Raw genomic sequence first — 13,826 nt, forward strand, 5'->3', positions numbered from 1 at the left:
GGAGCTGTGCTCGACGAGGGAGATCAGCCGAGGACGTTGAAGAGCGGGCCTTCCAGGGCCTGGGACTTGAAGCCGTCCGGGCCGACCGGCAGTTCGCCGGCGACGGTGATCCGCCGAACCGTCCGTCCCAGATTGAAGTGCGCGTAGTCGATGGGTCCGGCGTGGGCGACCGCCTGGTTGTCCCAGACCACCAGCGCCTTGGGCGACCAGCGGAAGCGGACGGCGTATTCGGGGCGGGTGAGTTCGCCGTAGAGCAGGTCGAGCAGGGCCTGGCTCTCGCGTTCCTTCAGCCCGACGATGTGGGTCGTGGTGCCCGGATTCAGGAACAGCAGTTTCTCGCCGGTTTCGGGATGGACCCGCACCAGCGGATGCAGGGAGACGAACGGGCCGGTCGAGCGGCCGTCCTTGCGAGGTTTGCGGGCGCCGCCGCCGGCGTCGTAGGAGCTGGTCTGGTGCACCGCCTGCAGGTCGTCGATCAGCCGCTGGATCTTCGGCGTCAGGCCATCATAGGCCGCGATCAGGTTGGCGAAGAGGGTGTCGCCGCCATAGGCCGGAATCTCGGTTCCGTGCAGCAGGGAGTAGCTGTTGGGGTTGGCGACGAAGGTGATGTCGATGTGCCAGCCCTTGTAGTCCCGCGGCGGGCGAGCCGACGGCGGACCGGTGTCGTTCTCGGTCCGCCGGACGCGATACTCGTCGACCTTGCGCTCCCAGATCTCCGGATGGTCATCCAGGCCTTCGGAAATCGGATGGGCGGGCGTCAGGGGGCCGAAGGTGCGCCCGAAGGCCTTGAGCTGTTCGTTGCTGATGTCCTGGTCGCGGAAGAAGACCACGCGCCACTTGTTGATGGCCTGGCGGATCTCCGCGATCGTCTCGGCGTCCAGGGGCTGGCGAAGATCGACGCCCGAGATCTCGGCGCCGATCAGCGGCGTGACCGGATCGACGACGATGCGTGTCGGGGTGAAGTCCTGGCCTTCGGCGACCGGACGGAGGGCGGTGACGCTCATACGGGTTTCTCCTTGATTTATAACGGTTTGATCAGGCAGTGGCGCGGGCGGGCACGGGCGAGGCCCCGGCCGGATAGCGGGCGCCGACGGTCGATCCTGGGATGAAGGCCGCCTCCAGTTCGGCGACGTCGGCCGGGCTGAGTTGCAGGTCGTTGGCGTCCCAGTTGGCCTCCAGGTGCGTGATCCGCCGGGTGCCGGGGATGGGGACGACATTCTTCGAGAGCACCCAGGCGAGGCTGACCTGGGCGACGCTGGCGCCCAGGCGCAGGGCGACCTTCTCGGCCACGGCACGGCGCTGGCTGTTGGCGGCGACGGCCTCGGGCTGGTAGCGCGGATGGAGGTTGCGGCGATCGCCCTCCTCCACCGGCCCGGCTCCGGCCAGGAAGCCTCGGCCAAGGGGGCTGTAGGCCACGAAGCCGACGCCCAGCTCGCGGGCGGTGGGCAGGATTTCGTCCTCGATCTCGCGGGTCCACAGCGAGTACTCGCTTTGCAGGGCGGCGATCGGGTGGACCTTGTGGGCGCGGCGCAGGATCTCCGCGTCGACCTCGGAAAGGCCGATCCCGCCGATCTTGCCCTCGGCCTTGAGGCGGCCGAGTTCGCCGACCGTGTCCTCGATCGGCGTCTGGGGATCGAGGCGGTGCAGGTAGTAGAGATCGATGTGGTCGAGGTTCAGCCGCTTCAGGCTGGCCTCGACGGCGGCGCGGGCATATTCGGGCCGGCCGTCGAGTCCGCGGCCGCTCTGCTCGCGGTCCAAGCGATTGCCGAACTTGCTGGCGACGACCAGCTTGTCCCGCTTCCCGGCGATAGCCTTGCCGACCAGCTCTTCGTTGTGACCCGAACCATAGATGTCCGCGGTGTCGAAGAAGGTGATCCCGAGATCGATGGCGCGGTGGATCGTGGCGATGGACTCCGCGTCCTCCGCCTGGCCGTAGACATGGCTGAGCCCCATGGCGCCATAGCCCTGACGGCTAACTTCGAAGGGGCCTAGAGGCACGCGGGGGGAGGACGACATGGGGAGCTCCAGAGGGCTGCAACTTAATCCCCTTAATTCCCACCTTTATAGTTGGTGTTGTCAATTCAGAACCGAGACGAGACCCTCTCCGGCTGCCCGATGTTTTCTAAACGGCCGCCGGAGAAAGACTGACGTTGATAGTTTTCTCCCGTTATTTCAGGTCACTATACGCATGTCGGAGATAACGATCGGCTCTCTTGCGGGTCGATCGACGCGCACACCATGCATTTAGAAAATCTCTTCGTTCTGAAAGAAGGTCTTGCTTCTATTTCCTACTCTACAAGTAGGATTGGTGAGGCGCCGCGGGGGCCGAACGCCTCGCCTGTCCCTCGTGCGCACCTCCCCGAGGAACGACGAGGCCAGCAGAAGAAACCGATGTCTCTCCGCCATAGATTACTCATGACGACGCTAGCCGCCGGGCTCGGCGCGGCCGCCCCAGCCTTTGCGCAGCAGGCCCCGGCGGCCGCCGCTGGCGACGCCGTCGACACCGCCGACGCCGCCGGTTCGGTCGAGGAACTGATCGTCACCGCGCGCCTGCAGGCCGAGCGCGCCCAGGACGTGCCGATCCCGCTTTCGGCCATTTCCGGCGCCACGCTGGAGCAGACCGGAACCTACACCCTCGAGGACGTGCAACGCCGCGCGCCGAGCTTCACCGCCTACAACTCCAATCCGCGCAACTCGTCGGTGGGCATCCGGGGGATCGGCGTGTCGTCAGCCTCCGACGGCCTCGACACCTCGGTCGGCTTCTATTTCGACGGGGTCTATCTGGGCCGGCCGGGCATGGCGCTGGCGGACCTGATCGACATTGAGAGCTTCGAGGTGCTGCGCGGGCCGCAGGGCACGCTCTATGGGCGCAACACCTCGGCCGGCGTGGTCAATATCCGGACCCGCAAGCCCAGCTTCACGCCGGAGGCGGTCGCCGAGGTCTCGCTCGGCTCCTATGGATACAACCAGCTACGGCTAAGCATGACCGGGCCCTTGGTCGACGGCCTCCTGGCCTATCGTCTCACTGCGTTCAACACCGACCGGAACGGGACGCTGGACAACATCAAGACCGGGGTTTCCGGCAACAGCATCGGCCGTAGCGGCGCGCGCCTGCAGCTCCTCGTCACGCCGTCCGAGAACATCAGCGCCCGGGTCATCGCCGAGTACTCCCAGGAGGACGACACCTGCTGCGTCGGCGTGCTTACCGACGTGCTCTCCCCGGCCGTCGGCGGCGCGGGAACCCAGCGGACGCTGAACGCCCTGGCCGCCCTCGGCTACGTTCCGCAGGGCTCGACGGAGTACACCCAGGCCAACGCCATCCAGAACATGCGGACGGACCAGGACGCGCTTTCGGCCCAGGTCGACTGGGACCTCGGCTGGGCCGACCTGACCTCGATCACCGGCTACCGGCACTGGCATTTCGATCCGCTGCAGGATTCCGACGGCACCCCGCTGGACATCATTCAGGTCAATGTCGCCAGCACCCACACCTGGCAGTATTCCCAGGAGGTCCGCCTGGCTTCCAAGCCCGGCCGGTTCAACTGGCAGGCCGGCGCCTACGCCTTCCATCAGCGCCTGAAGGACCACTATATCCTGAACCAGTTCGGCTACGACGCCGGCGCCTTCTACACGGCGCTCAATCGCCAGACGAACCCGGACGCCCCGGAAGTGATCATCGCGCCGGGCTCGCAATACATCGGCGATACGCGCTCGAACGTCACCTCATGGGCCTTGTTCGGACAGGCGAACTTCGAGGTCACCGACAAGCTGATCCTGACCGGCGGGCTCCGCTACACCGAGGACAAGCGGACCGGCGTCACCGTCACCTCGACCCGGGGCACGCCCTACGTCCCGACCTCGATCATGTTCAACTACGACACCCAGGTTAAGGGCGACAACGTCTCCTACCTGCTCAGCGCCGCCTACAAGGTGACGCCCGACAACATGCTCTATGCCTCGTACTCGACGGGCTACAAGGCGGCGGGGCTGAACCTCAACTCGGCGGTTTCGGCCGGCTCACCGCTGGTGGTGGACCCGGAGAAGGTCGAGAACTGGGAGATCGGTTCGAAGAACCAGTTCTTCGACCGGCGCCTGACCCTGAACGTCAGCGGCTTCTGGACCGAACTCGAGGGCCTGCAGGCGAACATCGCCCTGCCCGGCGTCCGCTCGTTCCTGGCCAATGTCGGCGACGTGCGCTCGCGCGGGGTCGAGATCGAGGGCAGCTACGACATCACTCCGGACCTGAACGTCTCGGCCAACGGCTCGTGGATCGACGCCAAATACTCCTCCTATCCGAACGGCCCCTGCCCGGTCGGCAAGACCGCGCCCTGCGACCTGACCGGCAAGCGGCTGTTCCAGTCGCCGGAGTGGATCTTCAACGCCAGCCTGCGGTACGAACGGGACCTGGCCAGCGACGTGCGCGGCTATGCGCTGGCCCAGTACGCCTATCGCTCGGAGCAGGAGGGCACGGTCCAGGCCGATCCCCTGACCCGCATCCCGGCCTATTCGCTGGTCAACCTGCGGCTGGGCGCGCGCTTCCAGGACGGCAAGTACGACCTCTCCCTATGGGCGGACAACCTGCTGGACGAGACCTACTTCCAGCAGGTCGGCACGTCCTCGATCGTAGGGGCGTCGGCCTACGGGATCTCGGGGCGCCTGGGCAATCCGCGGACCTGGGGCGCGACGCTGCGAGCCAGGTTCTAGAGCGCGCGGGAGTGGCGGACGGCATCCGGCTCGAAATAGGCGTCGAACACCGCGCAGACCGACCGCACCACGAGGCGGCCGGTCTGCGTCACGGTGATCCGTCCGCCCTGCCGTTCGACGAGGCCGTCCTGCTCGAAGGGCGCGAGGCGGTCGAGTTGCGGGGTGAACGCACCCATGTCCCGGCCATGGCGGCTGCAGACATCGAACAGGTCGACATAGAAGTCGCACATCAGCCGGCCGATGATCTCGGCGCGAAGGCGGTCCTCGGAGGTCAGGGCGACGCCGCGGGCGACCGGCAAGCCTCCCTTCTCGACTGCGGTCCGCCAGGGAAGCTCCTGCGCAACGTTCTGCACATAGCCTTGCGGCAGACTGCCGATGGCCGAAGCGCCAAGGCCGAGCAGGGTCATGGCGGTGTCGGTGGTGTAGCCCTGGAAGTTGCGGCGCAGGCGCCCTTCCTGCTGAGCCACCGCCAGCTCGTCCTCGGGCAGCGCGAAGTGATCGAGGCCGATGCGGACATAGCCCTCTGCCTGCAGCCGTTCGGCGGCGCTTTCGGCCTGGTCGAGGCGTTGGCTCGGCCCCGGCAAGGCCTTCTCGTCGATCAACTGCTGATGGGACTTCATCCACGGCACATGGGCGTAGCCGAACAAGGCCAGGCGCTCGGGCCGCAGGGGCAGCAGCGCATCGATGGTCTCAAGGGTGTTGGCCGTCGTCTGGTGCGGCAGGCCGTACATCAGGTCGAGGTTGATCGAGCGGACGCCGGCGTCGCGCAACCAACCCATGCAGCGGGCCACCTCCTCGATCGACCCGTTCCGGTTGACCGCGGCCTGCACCTTCGGAGACAGGTTCTGCACACCCAGGCTGGCGCGGCTCAATCCATGATGAGCGGCGGCCTGGACCCACTCGCGGGTCAGGCCGGGGGGATCAAGCTCGGCGGCGACCTCAAGATCGCCGGTCCGCTCGAAGACACGGCCCACGGCGGCGAACAGGAGATCGAGCTCGTCCGGCTCCAGCATGTTGGGGCTGCCGCCGCCCAGGTGCACGGCGCTGACCGGCAGACGGCCCGGCAGGGCTTCGTCCAGCAGGGCGATCTCCCGCAGCAGGTAATCGACATAGTCGGCCACCGGCGAATGGCGGTTCACAGCCCGGGTGTTGCAACCGCAGTACCAGCACAGCCGATCGCAGAACGGTATGTGCATATAGAGCGAGATCGGAACGTCGAGGGGCAGCTCGGCGAGCCAGCCGCGATAGGTCTCGGCCGAGACCTGCGGGCTGAATTGCACCGCCGTCGGGTAACTCGTATAGCGCGGGGCTCGCCCGTCGTACCTCGCCACGAGATCGGCGAGCGCTTCGTTCGTTGGGCGCGGCGAATGGACAACGGTCAAGGCAAGCCTCCTGCTTTCGCGGCAGACTGCCCGGCCCGCACCAGCCGCGCCCTGACATTAATCAATCGATGGCTTGATCAATCGCTGAGCGGCCGGTCGGCGGGATCCTCGATAAGGATCCGCGACGCGTCGCCCATCGGGTCGTCGTACTGTCCGGCCCGGAACGTCCACCAGAAGGCCGCCAGCCCGATGAGGGCCAGGAAGACCGAGGCGGGCGCCAGGAAGATCAGGATGCTCATCGGCGTCCTCCGACCATCGCCATCCGCAGGGCGTTCAAGGTCACCACCAGCGACGAGCCTGACATCGCCAGGGCCGCCACGAAAGGATTGATCAGCCCCAGCATCGCCGCCGGCGCCGCCACGAGGTTGTAGAGCGCCGCAAAGCCGAAGTTCTCCAGGGCGCGGGTGCGGGCGCTGCTCGCAACGTCCAGGGCCGTGGTGACGGCGGAGAGTCCCTCGCCGGAGAAGATCAGGTCCGCAGCGTTCTGGCTGGCGTCCAGCGCCGTGCCGGGAGCCATGGCCGCGTGAGCGTTGGCGAGGGCGGCGGCGTCGTTGAGGCCGTCACCGACCATCAGCACCTTGCGCCCTTCCGCCGCCCGCTGCTTGACGGCGTCGGCCTTGTCCTGGGGGCTGAGCCCTGCGGACCAGACATCGAGCCCAACGGCGCGCGCGGCGCGGGCGACGGACGCCTCGACATCCCCGGACAGAATCTCGACGCTGAGGCCACGCCGCTGCAGGCCCGCGACCACCTCGGCGGCGTCGGCGCGGATCGCATCCTCGAACACGAAGCGGATCTTGGTGTCGCCCTCGAAGCCGAACCAGAGCTCGGTCTCGCTGGCGAGAGCGCCCTCGACGCCGACGAAGCTGGCGCGGCCGAGCCGAGCGCGACGACCGTCGATCAGGCCTTCGACGCCTTGCCCGGCCGTCTCGACCACGGCCTCGGCCACCAGGCCGGTTCCAGCCTCGGCCGCCAGCGCCTTGGCCAGCGGGTGGGCCGAGGCCCTCGCGAGCGGAGCGGCCATGGCGACCGCGGCGGGCAGCGGATCGAGCAGGCGCGGCCGGCCTTCCGTGAGCACGCCGGTCTTGTCGAAGATCACGTGATCGACCTCGGCCAGGCGTTCCAGAGCCGCGCCGGACTTCACCAGCACGCGCTTGCGGAACAGCCGCGCCGAGGCGCTGACCTGGACTGCGGGGACGGCCAGCCCCAGGGCGCAGGGGCAGGTGATGATGAGCACCGCGACCGCCCGCAGCAGCGCCTCGCGCCAGCCGAGGCCAAGCGCCCAGCCCACGGCCAGGGTCAGGGCCGCGGCGGTGTGGACCACCGGGACGTAGAGGGCGGCGGCCTTGTCGGCCAGGCGGACATATTTCGAGCGGGACTGGGCGCCGGCCTCGACCAGCCGGGCGATGGCCGCGACGGCGGAGTCCTCCGAGCGCGCCGTGGCCCGCAGGCGCAGAACGCCCAGCAGGTTGACGGCGCCGGCCCGGCAAGTGTCGCCGGGCCCGATCACCACCGGCGCCGTCTCACCGGTCAGCACCGCATTGTCGAGCTCGGAAGCTCCCTCCTCCACCAGTCCGTCCACCGGGATTCGCTCGCCCGGACGAACCAGCAGCCGGTCGCCGGGACGGACCTCGGTCAGGGGCACATGGCGCTCGCGACCATCCGTGTCGATCGCCACGGCGGACGGCGCCTGCAGGGCCATCAGGTCGGCGGCGGCGCTGCGCGCCGTCGAGCGCAGGCGATGATCCAGCCAACGGCCGATGAGCAGCAGGAAGAGCAGCGAGACGGCCGCGTCGAAATAGGTGTCGGCTCCGCCCAGCAGGGTCTCCACGAAGCTGATCACCAGGGTCAGGATCACGCCGATGGAGATCGGCACGTCCATATTGGCGCGGCCAGCCTTCAGCGATCGCCACGCCGACGTGAAGAACGGCGTCCCCGCATAGATGGCGCAGGGCGCGCCGACCGCGGCGCTCATCCACTGCATCAGGGTGCGGGTGGCCGGGCCCAGTTCCTGGCCGAACAGGCCGGCCCAGATCGGCACCGAGAACATCATCGCGTTCATGGCGCCGAAGGCGGCGACGCCGAGCGCCAGGCTCAGTTTGCGCCCTTCGGCGTCATGCGCCGCGACCGCCTGCGCAGGATCGAAGGGCTTGGCGGGATAGCCGATGGCGTCCAGTCGCTTCAGCACCGCCCCGGGATCGCCGCGCCCGGCGCCGAAACCGACGGTGAGCTTGCCCGACGAGAGGTTCAGCCGTGCCGCTTCGACCCCCGGCAGGGCGCCGACCTCGCGTTCGATCTTGGCCATGCAGTTGGCGCAGCGCGCGCCGGTGACCAGGAGGTCAAGGCTGCGGCGGCCGTCTTTCTCAGGCCGCAGGAAGGCGGTGAAGTCGCCGGCGAAGTCGTGGGTTACGGCCATGAGAGCCTCTTCTCAGCCTCCAGCGTTTCGCCGCCCTTCCCCTGCGCGTTGAAGGAAAGGTCCCAGGCGCCCGCTTCGGGCTTGGCCCGGGCTGCATAGCGGCCGGGCGCGGCCTCGGCGAAGGTAAGCGCGATCCGGCCCGCTTCGGTGGCCGGCCGGCTGAGCAGGCCGGTGAGCTTCAGGCCGGTCACCGGCGCCCCCTTGGCGTCCACCACCTCGACCGTCACCGCGTTCGACGCGGTCGCGACGGCCGCGCGCCAGCCCAGGGCCGCCTGGGCCCGCTGCTGGGCCATGTGCTTGTTGTAGGCCAGCCCGTCCTCGTAGGGCGTCACCGAGACCTGCCCCGGGAAGGAGCGATAGGCGGCCATCATGAAGGTCACGTCCACGGCGATCACCACGCCGAAGAAGCCGACCACCATGAGCAGCACATGCCAGCCGCGGATCTGGAAGCCAGGGGTCTGGGTTGCGTCGGTCATCGGGGGTTCGCCGCTCCGGAGAGGAAGGTCGTCTTGACCCGCGCGGTCTCGGCCGGAGTGCGGACGATGAACGCGCCAGGAAGGTTGGTGGCGGTCAGGCTGTCGGACGGCAGGCTCACGAACACCCGCACCGCTTCAACCCCGTTGGCCGGGACCGACACAGTGATGGTCTCGCCCGTCGCCTTGGCGCCCGGAGTCTTCAGGATCGAGCCCTTCGCGCCTTCGAAGGCGACGATGGCCTCGACGTCATGGAAGCTGCGATTGGCGATCTTGAGCGTGTAGCCATTGCGAACGGCGCCGTCGTGCAGCCGGACGAAGACCGGGTTGCGATCGTGCAGGACGTGCAGGTCCAGGCTGGAACGGTGCGTCAGCCCCCAGATCATCAGGGCCGACACGATCGAAAGCGCCACGGCGTAGAACATGGTCCGGGAGCGAACCAGCTTGTAGACCGCGGGCTTGCCGGCGGCGCGCGCCTCGACGGCGGCGTCGGTGTCATAGGCGATCAGCGCCTTGGGGCGGCCGACCTTGATCATGATCTCGTCGCAGGCGTCGATGCAGAGCCCGCAATTGATGCACTCGAGCTGGGCGCCGTCGCGGATGTCGATGCCCATCGGGCAGGCGGTGACGCACTGCTTGCAGTCCACGCAGTCGCCGCGACCGGTCCAGTCCGAACCCTTCTTGTGCGCGCCGCGCGGCTCGCCACGGTCATAGCGATAGGTGACCTGCAGCGAGTGGCTATCGAGCATGGCGCCCTGGATGCGGGGCCAGGGGCACATGTAGATACAGACCTGCTCGCGCATGGCGCCCGCAAACACGTAGGTCGTGAAGGTGAGCAGCCCCGCGAACAGGTAGCCCGTCATCGGCCCATGGCCGATCCAGAAGTCGCTGAGCAGGGTCGGCGCGTCGTGGAAGTAGAAGATCCAGGCGCCTCCGGTCGAGAAGCCGATGGCCAGCCAGGTGATATGCTTGCCGACCTTGCGCCACAGCTTGTTGAAGGACCACGGCGCGGCGTCCAGGCGCATGCGCGCGTTGCGGTCGCCCTCGAACATCCGCTCCACATAGATGAAGAGGTCGGTCCAGACCGTCTGCGGGCAGGCATAGCCGCACCAGAGGCGGCCGAACAGCGCGCTGACCAGGAAGAGGGCCAGCGCTGCCATGACCAGCAGGCCGGTGATGAAGTGCACCTCCTGCGGCCAAAGCTGGATATCGAAGAAATAGAACCGGCGACCGGTGAAATCGACCAGCACCGCCTGGTCGGGCAAGGAGCCCGGGCGGTCCCAGCGGATCCAGGGGGTCACGTAGTAGATCCCGAGCATCAGGATCATCAGCGCCCACTTGATGGCTCGCCAGCGACCATGGACCAGCTTCGGGTAAATGGCCGCCCGCGCCTTGTACAAGCCCCCGGACGGGGGTTTGTTGGAAGAACGTGCGCGGGCGGCGGCCGAGACCGGTCCCGACCCCTTGGGATCGGGAGGCGTGGAATGCGTCCGGTCGATTACAACAGTCATTACAGTTGGCTCACTGCCCGGCGGCGTCGCTGTGGATGTAGACGGCCAACGCCTTCAGGGTGGCCGGGTCGAAGCGGCTCTGCCATGAGGGCATCACCCCACCCCGCCCGTTCCAGATCTGGCCATGGATGTCCTCGCGCGAGGAGCCGTAGAGCCATTCCTGGTCGGTCAGGTTGGGCGCGCCCAGCGCCTGGTCGCCCTGGCCCGTCGGGCCGTGGCAAGCGATGCACTGAGCCTGGTAGATCGGGGCCGCGCGCGCGACGGCGGCGCGATCGGCCGGCCGACGCGACAGCGCCACGACATACTCGGTGAGATCCGAGATCTGCGACGCTGTCAGCATCTGGTCGCGCCCGAAGGCCGGCATCTGCGACTGGCGGGCGGCCTCGTGGTTCGAGCGGATCCCGACCTGGATGGTGTGGTGGATGTCCTCGAGCTTGCCGCCCCACAGCCACACGTCGTCGCGCAGGTTGGCGTAGCCCTTGGCGCCGGTGCCGCCCGTGCCGTGGCAGGTGGCGCAGTTGTCGCCGAACACCGACTGACCGACGGCCTGGGCGTAGGCGAGCAGTTGCGGGTCGCGCTCGATCTCCTCCAGGGAGGCGGTCGCGAGTTGCGCCCCTTGCGCGCCGCGCACGGTCTTGAGGGCGGCGAGTTCGCCGGCCACCGCGACACGGTCGGACTGGCCGAGCACGCCCTTGGTGTAACCGCTGATCCCCGGCCAGGCCGGCATCAGCACCCAATAGACGGCCGCCGCGGCGATCGAGAGATACCAGACCCACAGCCACCAGCGCGGCAGCGGATTGTCCAGTTCGCGGATGCCGTCCCACTCGTGACCTGTGGTCTCGACGCCGGTGACCTCGTCAGACTCACGCTTCGACATCAGGGGTCTCCTCGTCCTGCAGGGGCAGGTGCGCCATACGTTGGAAGGCTTCGCGATGCCTCGGCCAGAGGGCGTAGAGGACGCCCGCGGCGAAGATCGCGCCGAAGTAGATCAGGCCGCCTTGCTGGGCGAAGCGCGCCACGGTTTCGTATTCGAGGCCGCTCATCTCAGGTTCTCCGGGTCCTCGGCCTTGTAGGTGCGGAAGTCGACCAGCGTGCCGAGCATCTGGAGATAGGCCACCAGGGCGTCCATCTCGGTGACGCGTTCGGGATCGCCGTCGAAATCGCGCTGAACGATCTTCTCGCCGTAGCGGGCGCGCATCTTGGTGGACGATGCGAACGGATCGGCCTGCGTCTCGAGGTCTTCCTTGGCGTTGTCGATCATCTCCTGGGTGTAGGGCACGCCGACCTTGTTCATGGTCCGGATCTTCTCGGCCACGTCGCGGTAGTTGAGCTCCTTCTCCGCCAGGAAGGCGTAGGGCGGCATGACCGATTCCGGCACCACCGACCGCGGGTCGATCAGGTGGTCCTTGTGCCAGGCGTCGGAATACTTGCCGCCGACGCGGGCCAGGTCAGGGCCGGTGCGCTTCGACCCCCATTGGAACGGGTGGTCGTACATGCTCTCGGCGGCCAGGCTGTAGTGGCCATAGCGCTCCACCTCGTCGCGCAGGGGCCGGATCATCTGCGAGTGGCAGACGTAGCAGCCCTCGCGGATATAGATGTCCCGGCCTTCCAGCTCGAGCGGGGTGTAGGGGCGCACCCCTTCCACCTTCTCGATGGTGCTCTCCAGGTAGAAGAGCGGCGAGATCTCGATGATGCCGCCGATGGAGACGACGAGCAGGATCGCGATGACGAGCGGTAGCGAGTTCCGCTCAAGGATTCCGTGTTTCTTCAACATGCTTGGGGTCCCCTACTCGGCCGGAGCGAGCGCGAGGGCGGGACCGCCGAGGGCCTGGGCGTCAGTCGCCGTGCTCTCCATGCGGACCGTACGCCACAGGTTGTAGGCCATGATCACCGCGCCGGAGAGGTACATGAGACCCCCGACTGCCCGGATGACGTTCTCGATATGCTTGGCTGCGACGGTCTCCACGAAGGAGTTGGCCAGGAAGCCCTGCGGCGTGTACTCGCGCCACATCAGGCCCTCCATGATGCCGGAGACCCACATGGCCGCGATGTAGAGCAGCACGCCGGTCGTCGCGATCCAGAAGTGCCATTCGACCAGACGCATGGAGTAGAGGCGCTCCTTCTTCCAGAGCCAGGGCACCAGGCAGTAGACGGCGCCGAAGGAGATGAAGCCGACCCAGCCGAGCGCGCCGGAGTGAACGTGGCCGATGGTCCAGTCGGTGTAGTGGCTGAGGGCGTTGACCTCGCGGATCGACATCAGCGGGCCTTCGAAGGTCGACATGCCGTAGAAGGCGATGGACACCGCCATCATCCGGACCACCGGGTCGGTGCGCAGCTTGTCCCACGCTCCAGAGAGGGTCATCAGGCCGTTGATCATGCCGCCCCAGGACGGCATCCACAGCATGATCGAGAAGGTCATGCCCAGGGTCTGCGCCCACTGCGGCAGGGCCGTGTAGTGCAGGTGGTGGGGACCGGCCCAGATGTAGATGAAGATCAGCGACCAGAAGTGGACGATGGACAGGCGGTACGAATAGACCGGCCGCTCCGCGCGCTTGGGCACGAAGTAGTACATCATCGCCAGGAAGCCCGCCGTCAGGAAGAAGCCGACGGCGTTGTGGCCGTACCACCACTGGATCAGCGCATCCTGCACCCCGGCGAACAGCGAGTAGCTGCGGCTCGACAGGAGATTGACCGGCAGGGCCAGGTTGTTGACGATGTGCAGCATCGCAATCGTCACGATGAAGGCCAGGTAGAACCAGTTCGCCACGTAGATGTGCGGCTCTTTGCGCTTCCAGATCGTGCCCAGGAAGATCAGCAGATAGGCGACCCAGACGATGGTCAGCCAGAGGTCGGTGAGCCATTCCGGCTCGGCATACTCGCGGCTCTGGGTGATGCCGGCCATGTAGCCGAGGGCGGCCAGCACGATGAAGAGCTGGTAGCCCCAGAACACGAACCAGGGCCAGGCGCCGCCGGCCAGGCGCGCCCGGCAGGTGCGCTGGACCACGTAGAACGACGTCGCCATCAGCGCGTTGCCGCCGAAGGCGAAGATCACCGCCGAGGTGTGCAGCGGCCGTAGCCGCCCGAAGTTCAGCCAACCCGCCTCAGGGAAGTAGAGAAGGTTCGGCCAGGAAAGCTGGGCCGCGATGAAGACGCCGGCCAGCAGGCCCGCCACCGCCCAGAACATCGTGGCGATGACACCGGCGCGAACCACGCCGTCGGCATACTCATCCTGCGGCGATCGCAGCTTACCGTGCGGAAGAATGACGGTCATGACTGCGCACGCGATCAAGCCGGCGATCACGAAGATCCACCCCTGAAGGCGGAACAGCCGATCATCCGAGAA

The 13,826-nt window shown here is 67.5% G+C and carries 12 protein-coding genes; 1 reads left to right on the top strand and 11 read right to left on the bottom strand.

Going from position 1 to position 13,826, the window contains the following annotated elements:
- Nucleotides 1-23 precede the first annotated feature (23 nt).
- Both ABID41_RS01735 and ABID41_RS01740 read right to left on the bottom strand, forming a co-directional pair.
- Nucleotides 24-1,004, bottom strand: coding sequence for a TauD/TfdA dioxygenase family protein (locus tag ABID41_RS01735; protein WP_331932834.1), 981 nt, complete (start codon nt 1,002-1,004; stop codon nt 24-26).
- 31 nt (nt 1,005-1,035) lie between these two features.
- Nucleotides 1,036-2,016, bottom strand: coding sequence for an aldo/keto reductase (locus ABID41_RS01740; protein WP_331932833.1), 981 nt, complete (start codon nt 2,014-2,016; stop codon nt 1,036-1,038).
- A gap of 399 nt (nt 2,017-2,415) precedes the next feature.
- On the opposite strand from ABID41_RS01740, the gene ABID41_RS01745 reads away from it, so the two are divergent.
- Complete coding sequence (locus ABID41_RS01745; protein ID WP_331932832.1) at nt 2,416-4,704, top strand: TonB-dependent receptor; 2,289 nt, start codon at nt 2,416-2,418, stop codon at nt 4,702-4,704.
- Here ABID41_RS01745 and hemN read toward each other — a convergent pair.
- The 9 genes from hemN to ccoN form a co-directional block, all read right to left on the bottom strand.
- A complete protein-coding gene (gene hemN, locus ABID41_RS01750; protein WP_331932831.1) occupies nt 4,701-6,086 on the bottom strand; it encodes an oxygen-independent coproporphyrinogen III oxidase in 1,386 nt (461 codons plus the stop codon). The genes ABID41_RS01745 and hemN overlap by 4 nt on opposite strands.
- A gap of 77 nt (nt 6,087-6,163) precedes the next feature.
- Nucleotides 6,164-6,325: a cbb3-type cytochrome oxidase assembly protein CcoS gene (gene ccoS, locus ABID41_RS01755; RefSeq protein ID WP_331932830.1), complete on the bottom strand. Its 162-nt coding sequence runs from the start codon at nt 6,323-6,325 to the stop codon at nt 6,164-6,166.
- The gene (locus tag ABID41_RS01760) at nt 6,322-8,499 is read right to left on the bottom strand and encodes a heavy metal translocating P-type ATPase (protein WP_354297102.1); all 2,178 of its coding nucleotides are present in this window, start codon (nt 8,497-8,499) and stop codon (nt 6,322-6,324) included. Before ABID41_RS01760 ends, ccoS begins: the two co-directional genes overlap by 4 nt.
- Nucleotides 8,490-8,975 (bottom strand): FixH family protein, encoded by a 486-nt coding sequence (locus ABID41_RS01765; protein WP_331929544.1) that lies wholly within the window; start codon nt 8,973-8,975, stop codon nt 8,490-8,492. The genes ABID41_RS01760 and ABID41_RS01765 overlap by 10 nt, the downstream gene beginning before the upstream one ends.
- Nucleotides 8,972-10,483, bottom strand: coding sequence for a cytochrome c oxidase accessory protein CcoG (gene ccoG / locus ABID41_RS01770; protein WP_331929546.1), 1,512 nt, complete (start codon nt 10,481-10,483; stop codon nt 8,972-8,974). The genes ABID41_RS01765 and ccoG overlap by 4 nt, the downstream gene beginning before the upstream one ends.
- 10 nt (nt 10,484-10,493) lie before the next feature.
- A complete protein-coding gene (gene ccoP, locus ABID41_RS01775) occupies nt 10,494-11,360 on the bottom strand; it encodes a cytochrome-c oxidase, cbb3-type subunit III (RefSeq protein WP_331929547.1) in 867 nt (288 codons plus the stop codon).
- Nucleotides 11,347-11,526 carry a cbb3-type cytochrome c oxidase subunit 3 gene (locus tag ABID41_RS01780; RefSeq protein WP_331929548.1) on the bottom strand — a complete coding sequence of 60 codons (180 nt, stop codon included), beginning with the start codon at nt 11,524-11,526 and terminating at the stop codon, nt 11,347-11,349. Before ABID41_RS01780 ends, ccoP begins: the two co-directional genes overlap by 14 nt.
- Nucleotides 11,523-12,257 (bottom strand): cytochrome-c oxidase, cbb3-type subunit II, encoded by a 735-nt coding sequence (ccoO, locus tag ABID41_RS01785; RefSeq protein ID WP_331929549.1) that lies wholly within the window; start codon nt 12,255-12,257, stop codon nt 11,523-11,525. The genes ABID41_RS01780 and ccoO overlap by 4 nt, the downstream gene beginning before the upstream one ends.
- Before the next feature lie 12 nt (nt 12,258-12,269).
- Nucleotides 12,270-13,754, bottom strand: coding sequence for a cytochrome-c oxidase, cbb3-type subunit I (gene ccoN, locus ABID41_RS01790; RefSeq protein ID WP_331929552.1), 1,485 nt, complete (start codon nt 13,752-13,754; stop codon nt 12,270-12,272).
- Between the last annotated feature and the right edge of the window lie 72 nt (nt 13,755-13,826).

The sequence above is a fragment of the Phenylobacterium koreense genome, from assembly GCF_040545335.1.
In the GTDB taxonomy this organism is placed as follows: Bacteria; Pseudomonadota; Alphaproteobacteria; order Caulobacterales; family Caulobacteraceae; genus Phenylobacterium; species Phenylobacterium koreense.

Bases quoted from the DNA above. Each gene is read 5' to 3' on its own strand.
- ABID41_RS01765 (WP_331929544.1), bottom strand. From the start codon at position 8,975: ATGACCGACGCAACCCAGACCCCTGGCTTCCAGATCCGCGGCTGGCAT.
- ABID41_RS01760 (WP_354297102.1), bottom strand. From the start codon at position 8,499: ATGGCCGTAACCCACGACTTCGCCGGCGACTTCACCGCCTTCCTGCGG.
- ccoP (WP_331929547.1), bottom strand. From the start codon at position 11,360: ATGTCGAAGCGTGAGTCTGACGAGGTCACCGGCGTCGAGACCACAGGT.
- ccoN (WP_331929552.1), bottom strand. From the start codon at position 13,754: ATGACCGTCATTCTTCCGCACGGTAAGCTGCGATCGCCGCAGGATGAG.
- ccoS (WP_331932830.1), bottom strand. From the start codon at position 6,325: ATGAGCATCCTGATCTTCCTGGCGCCCGCCTCGGTCTTCCTGGCCCTC.
- ccoG (WP_331929546.1), bottom strand. From the start codon at position 10,483: ATGACTGTTGTAATCGACCGGACGCATTCCACGCCTCCCGATCCCAAG.
- ABID41_RS01745 (WP_331932832.1), top strand. From the start codon at position 2,416: ATGACGACGCTAGCCGCCGGGCTCGGCGCGGCCGCCCCAGCCTTTGCG.
- ABID41_RS01780 (WP_331929548.1), bottom strand. From the start codon at position 11,526: ATGAGCGGCCTCGAATACGAAACCGTGGCGCGCTTCGCCCAGCAAGGC.
- ABID41_RS01735 (WP_331932834.1), bottom strand. From the start codon at position 1,004: ATGAGCGTCACCGCCCTCCGTCCGGTCGCCGAAGGCCAGGACTTCACC.
- ccoO (WP_331929549.1), bottom strand. From the start codon at position 12,257: ATGTTGAAGAAACACGGAATCCTTGAGCGGAACTCGCTACCGCTCGTC.
- ABID41_RS01740 (WP_331932833.1), bottom strand. From the start codon at position 2,016: ATGTCGTCCTCCCCCCGCGTGCCTCTAGGCCCCTTCGAAGTTAGCCGT.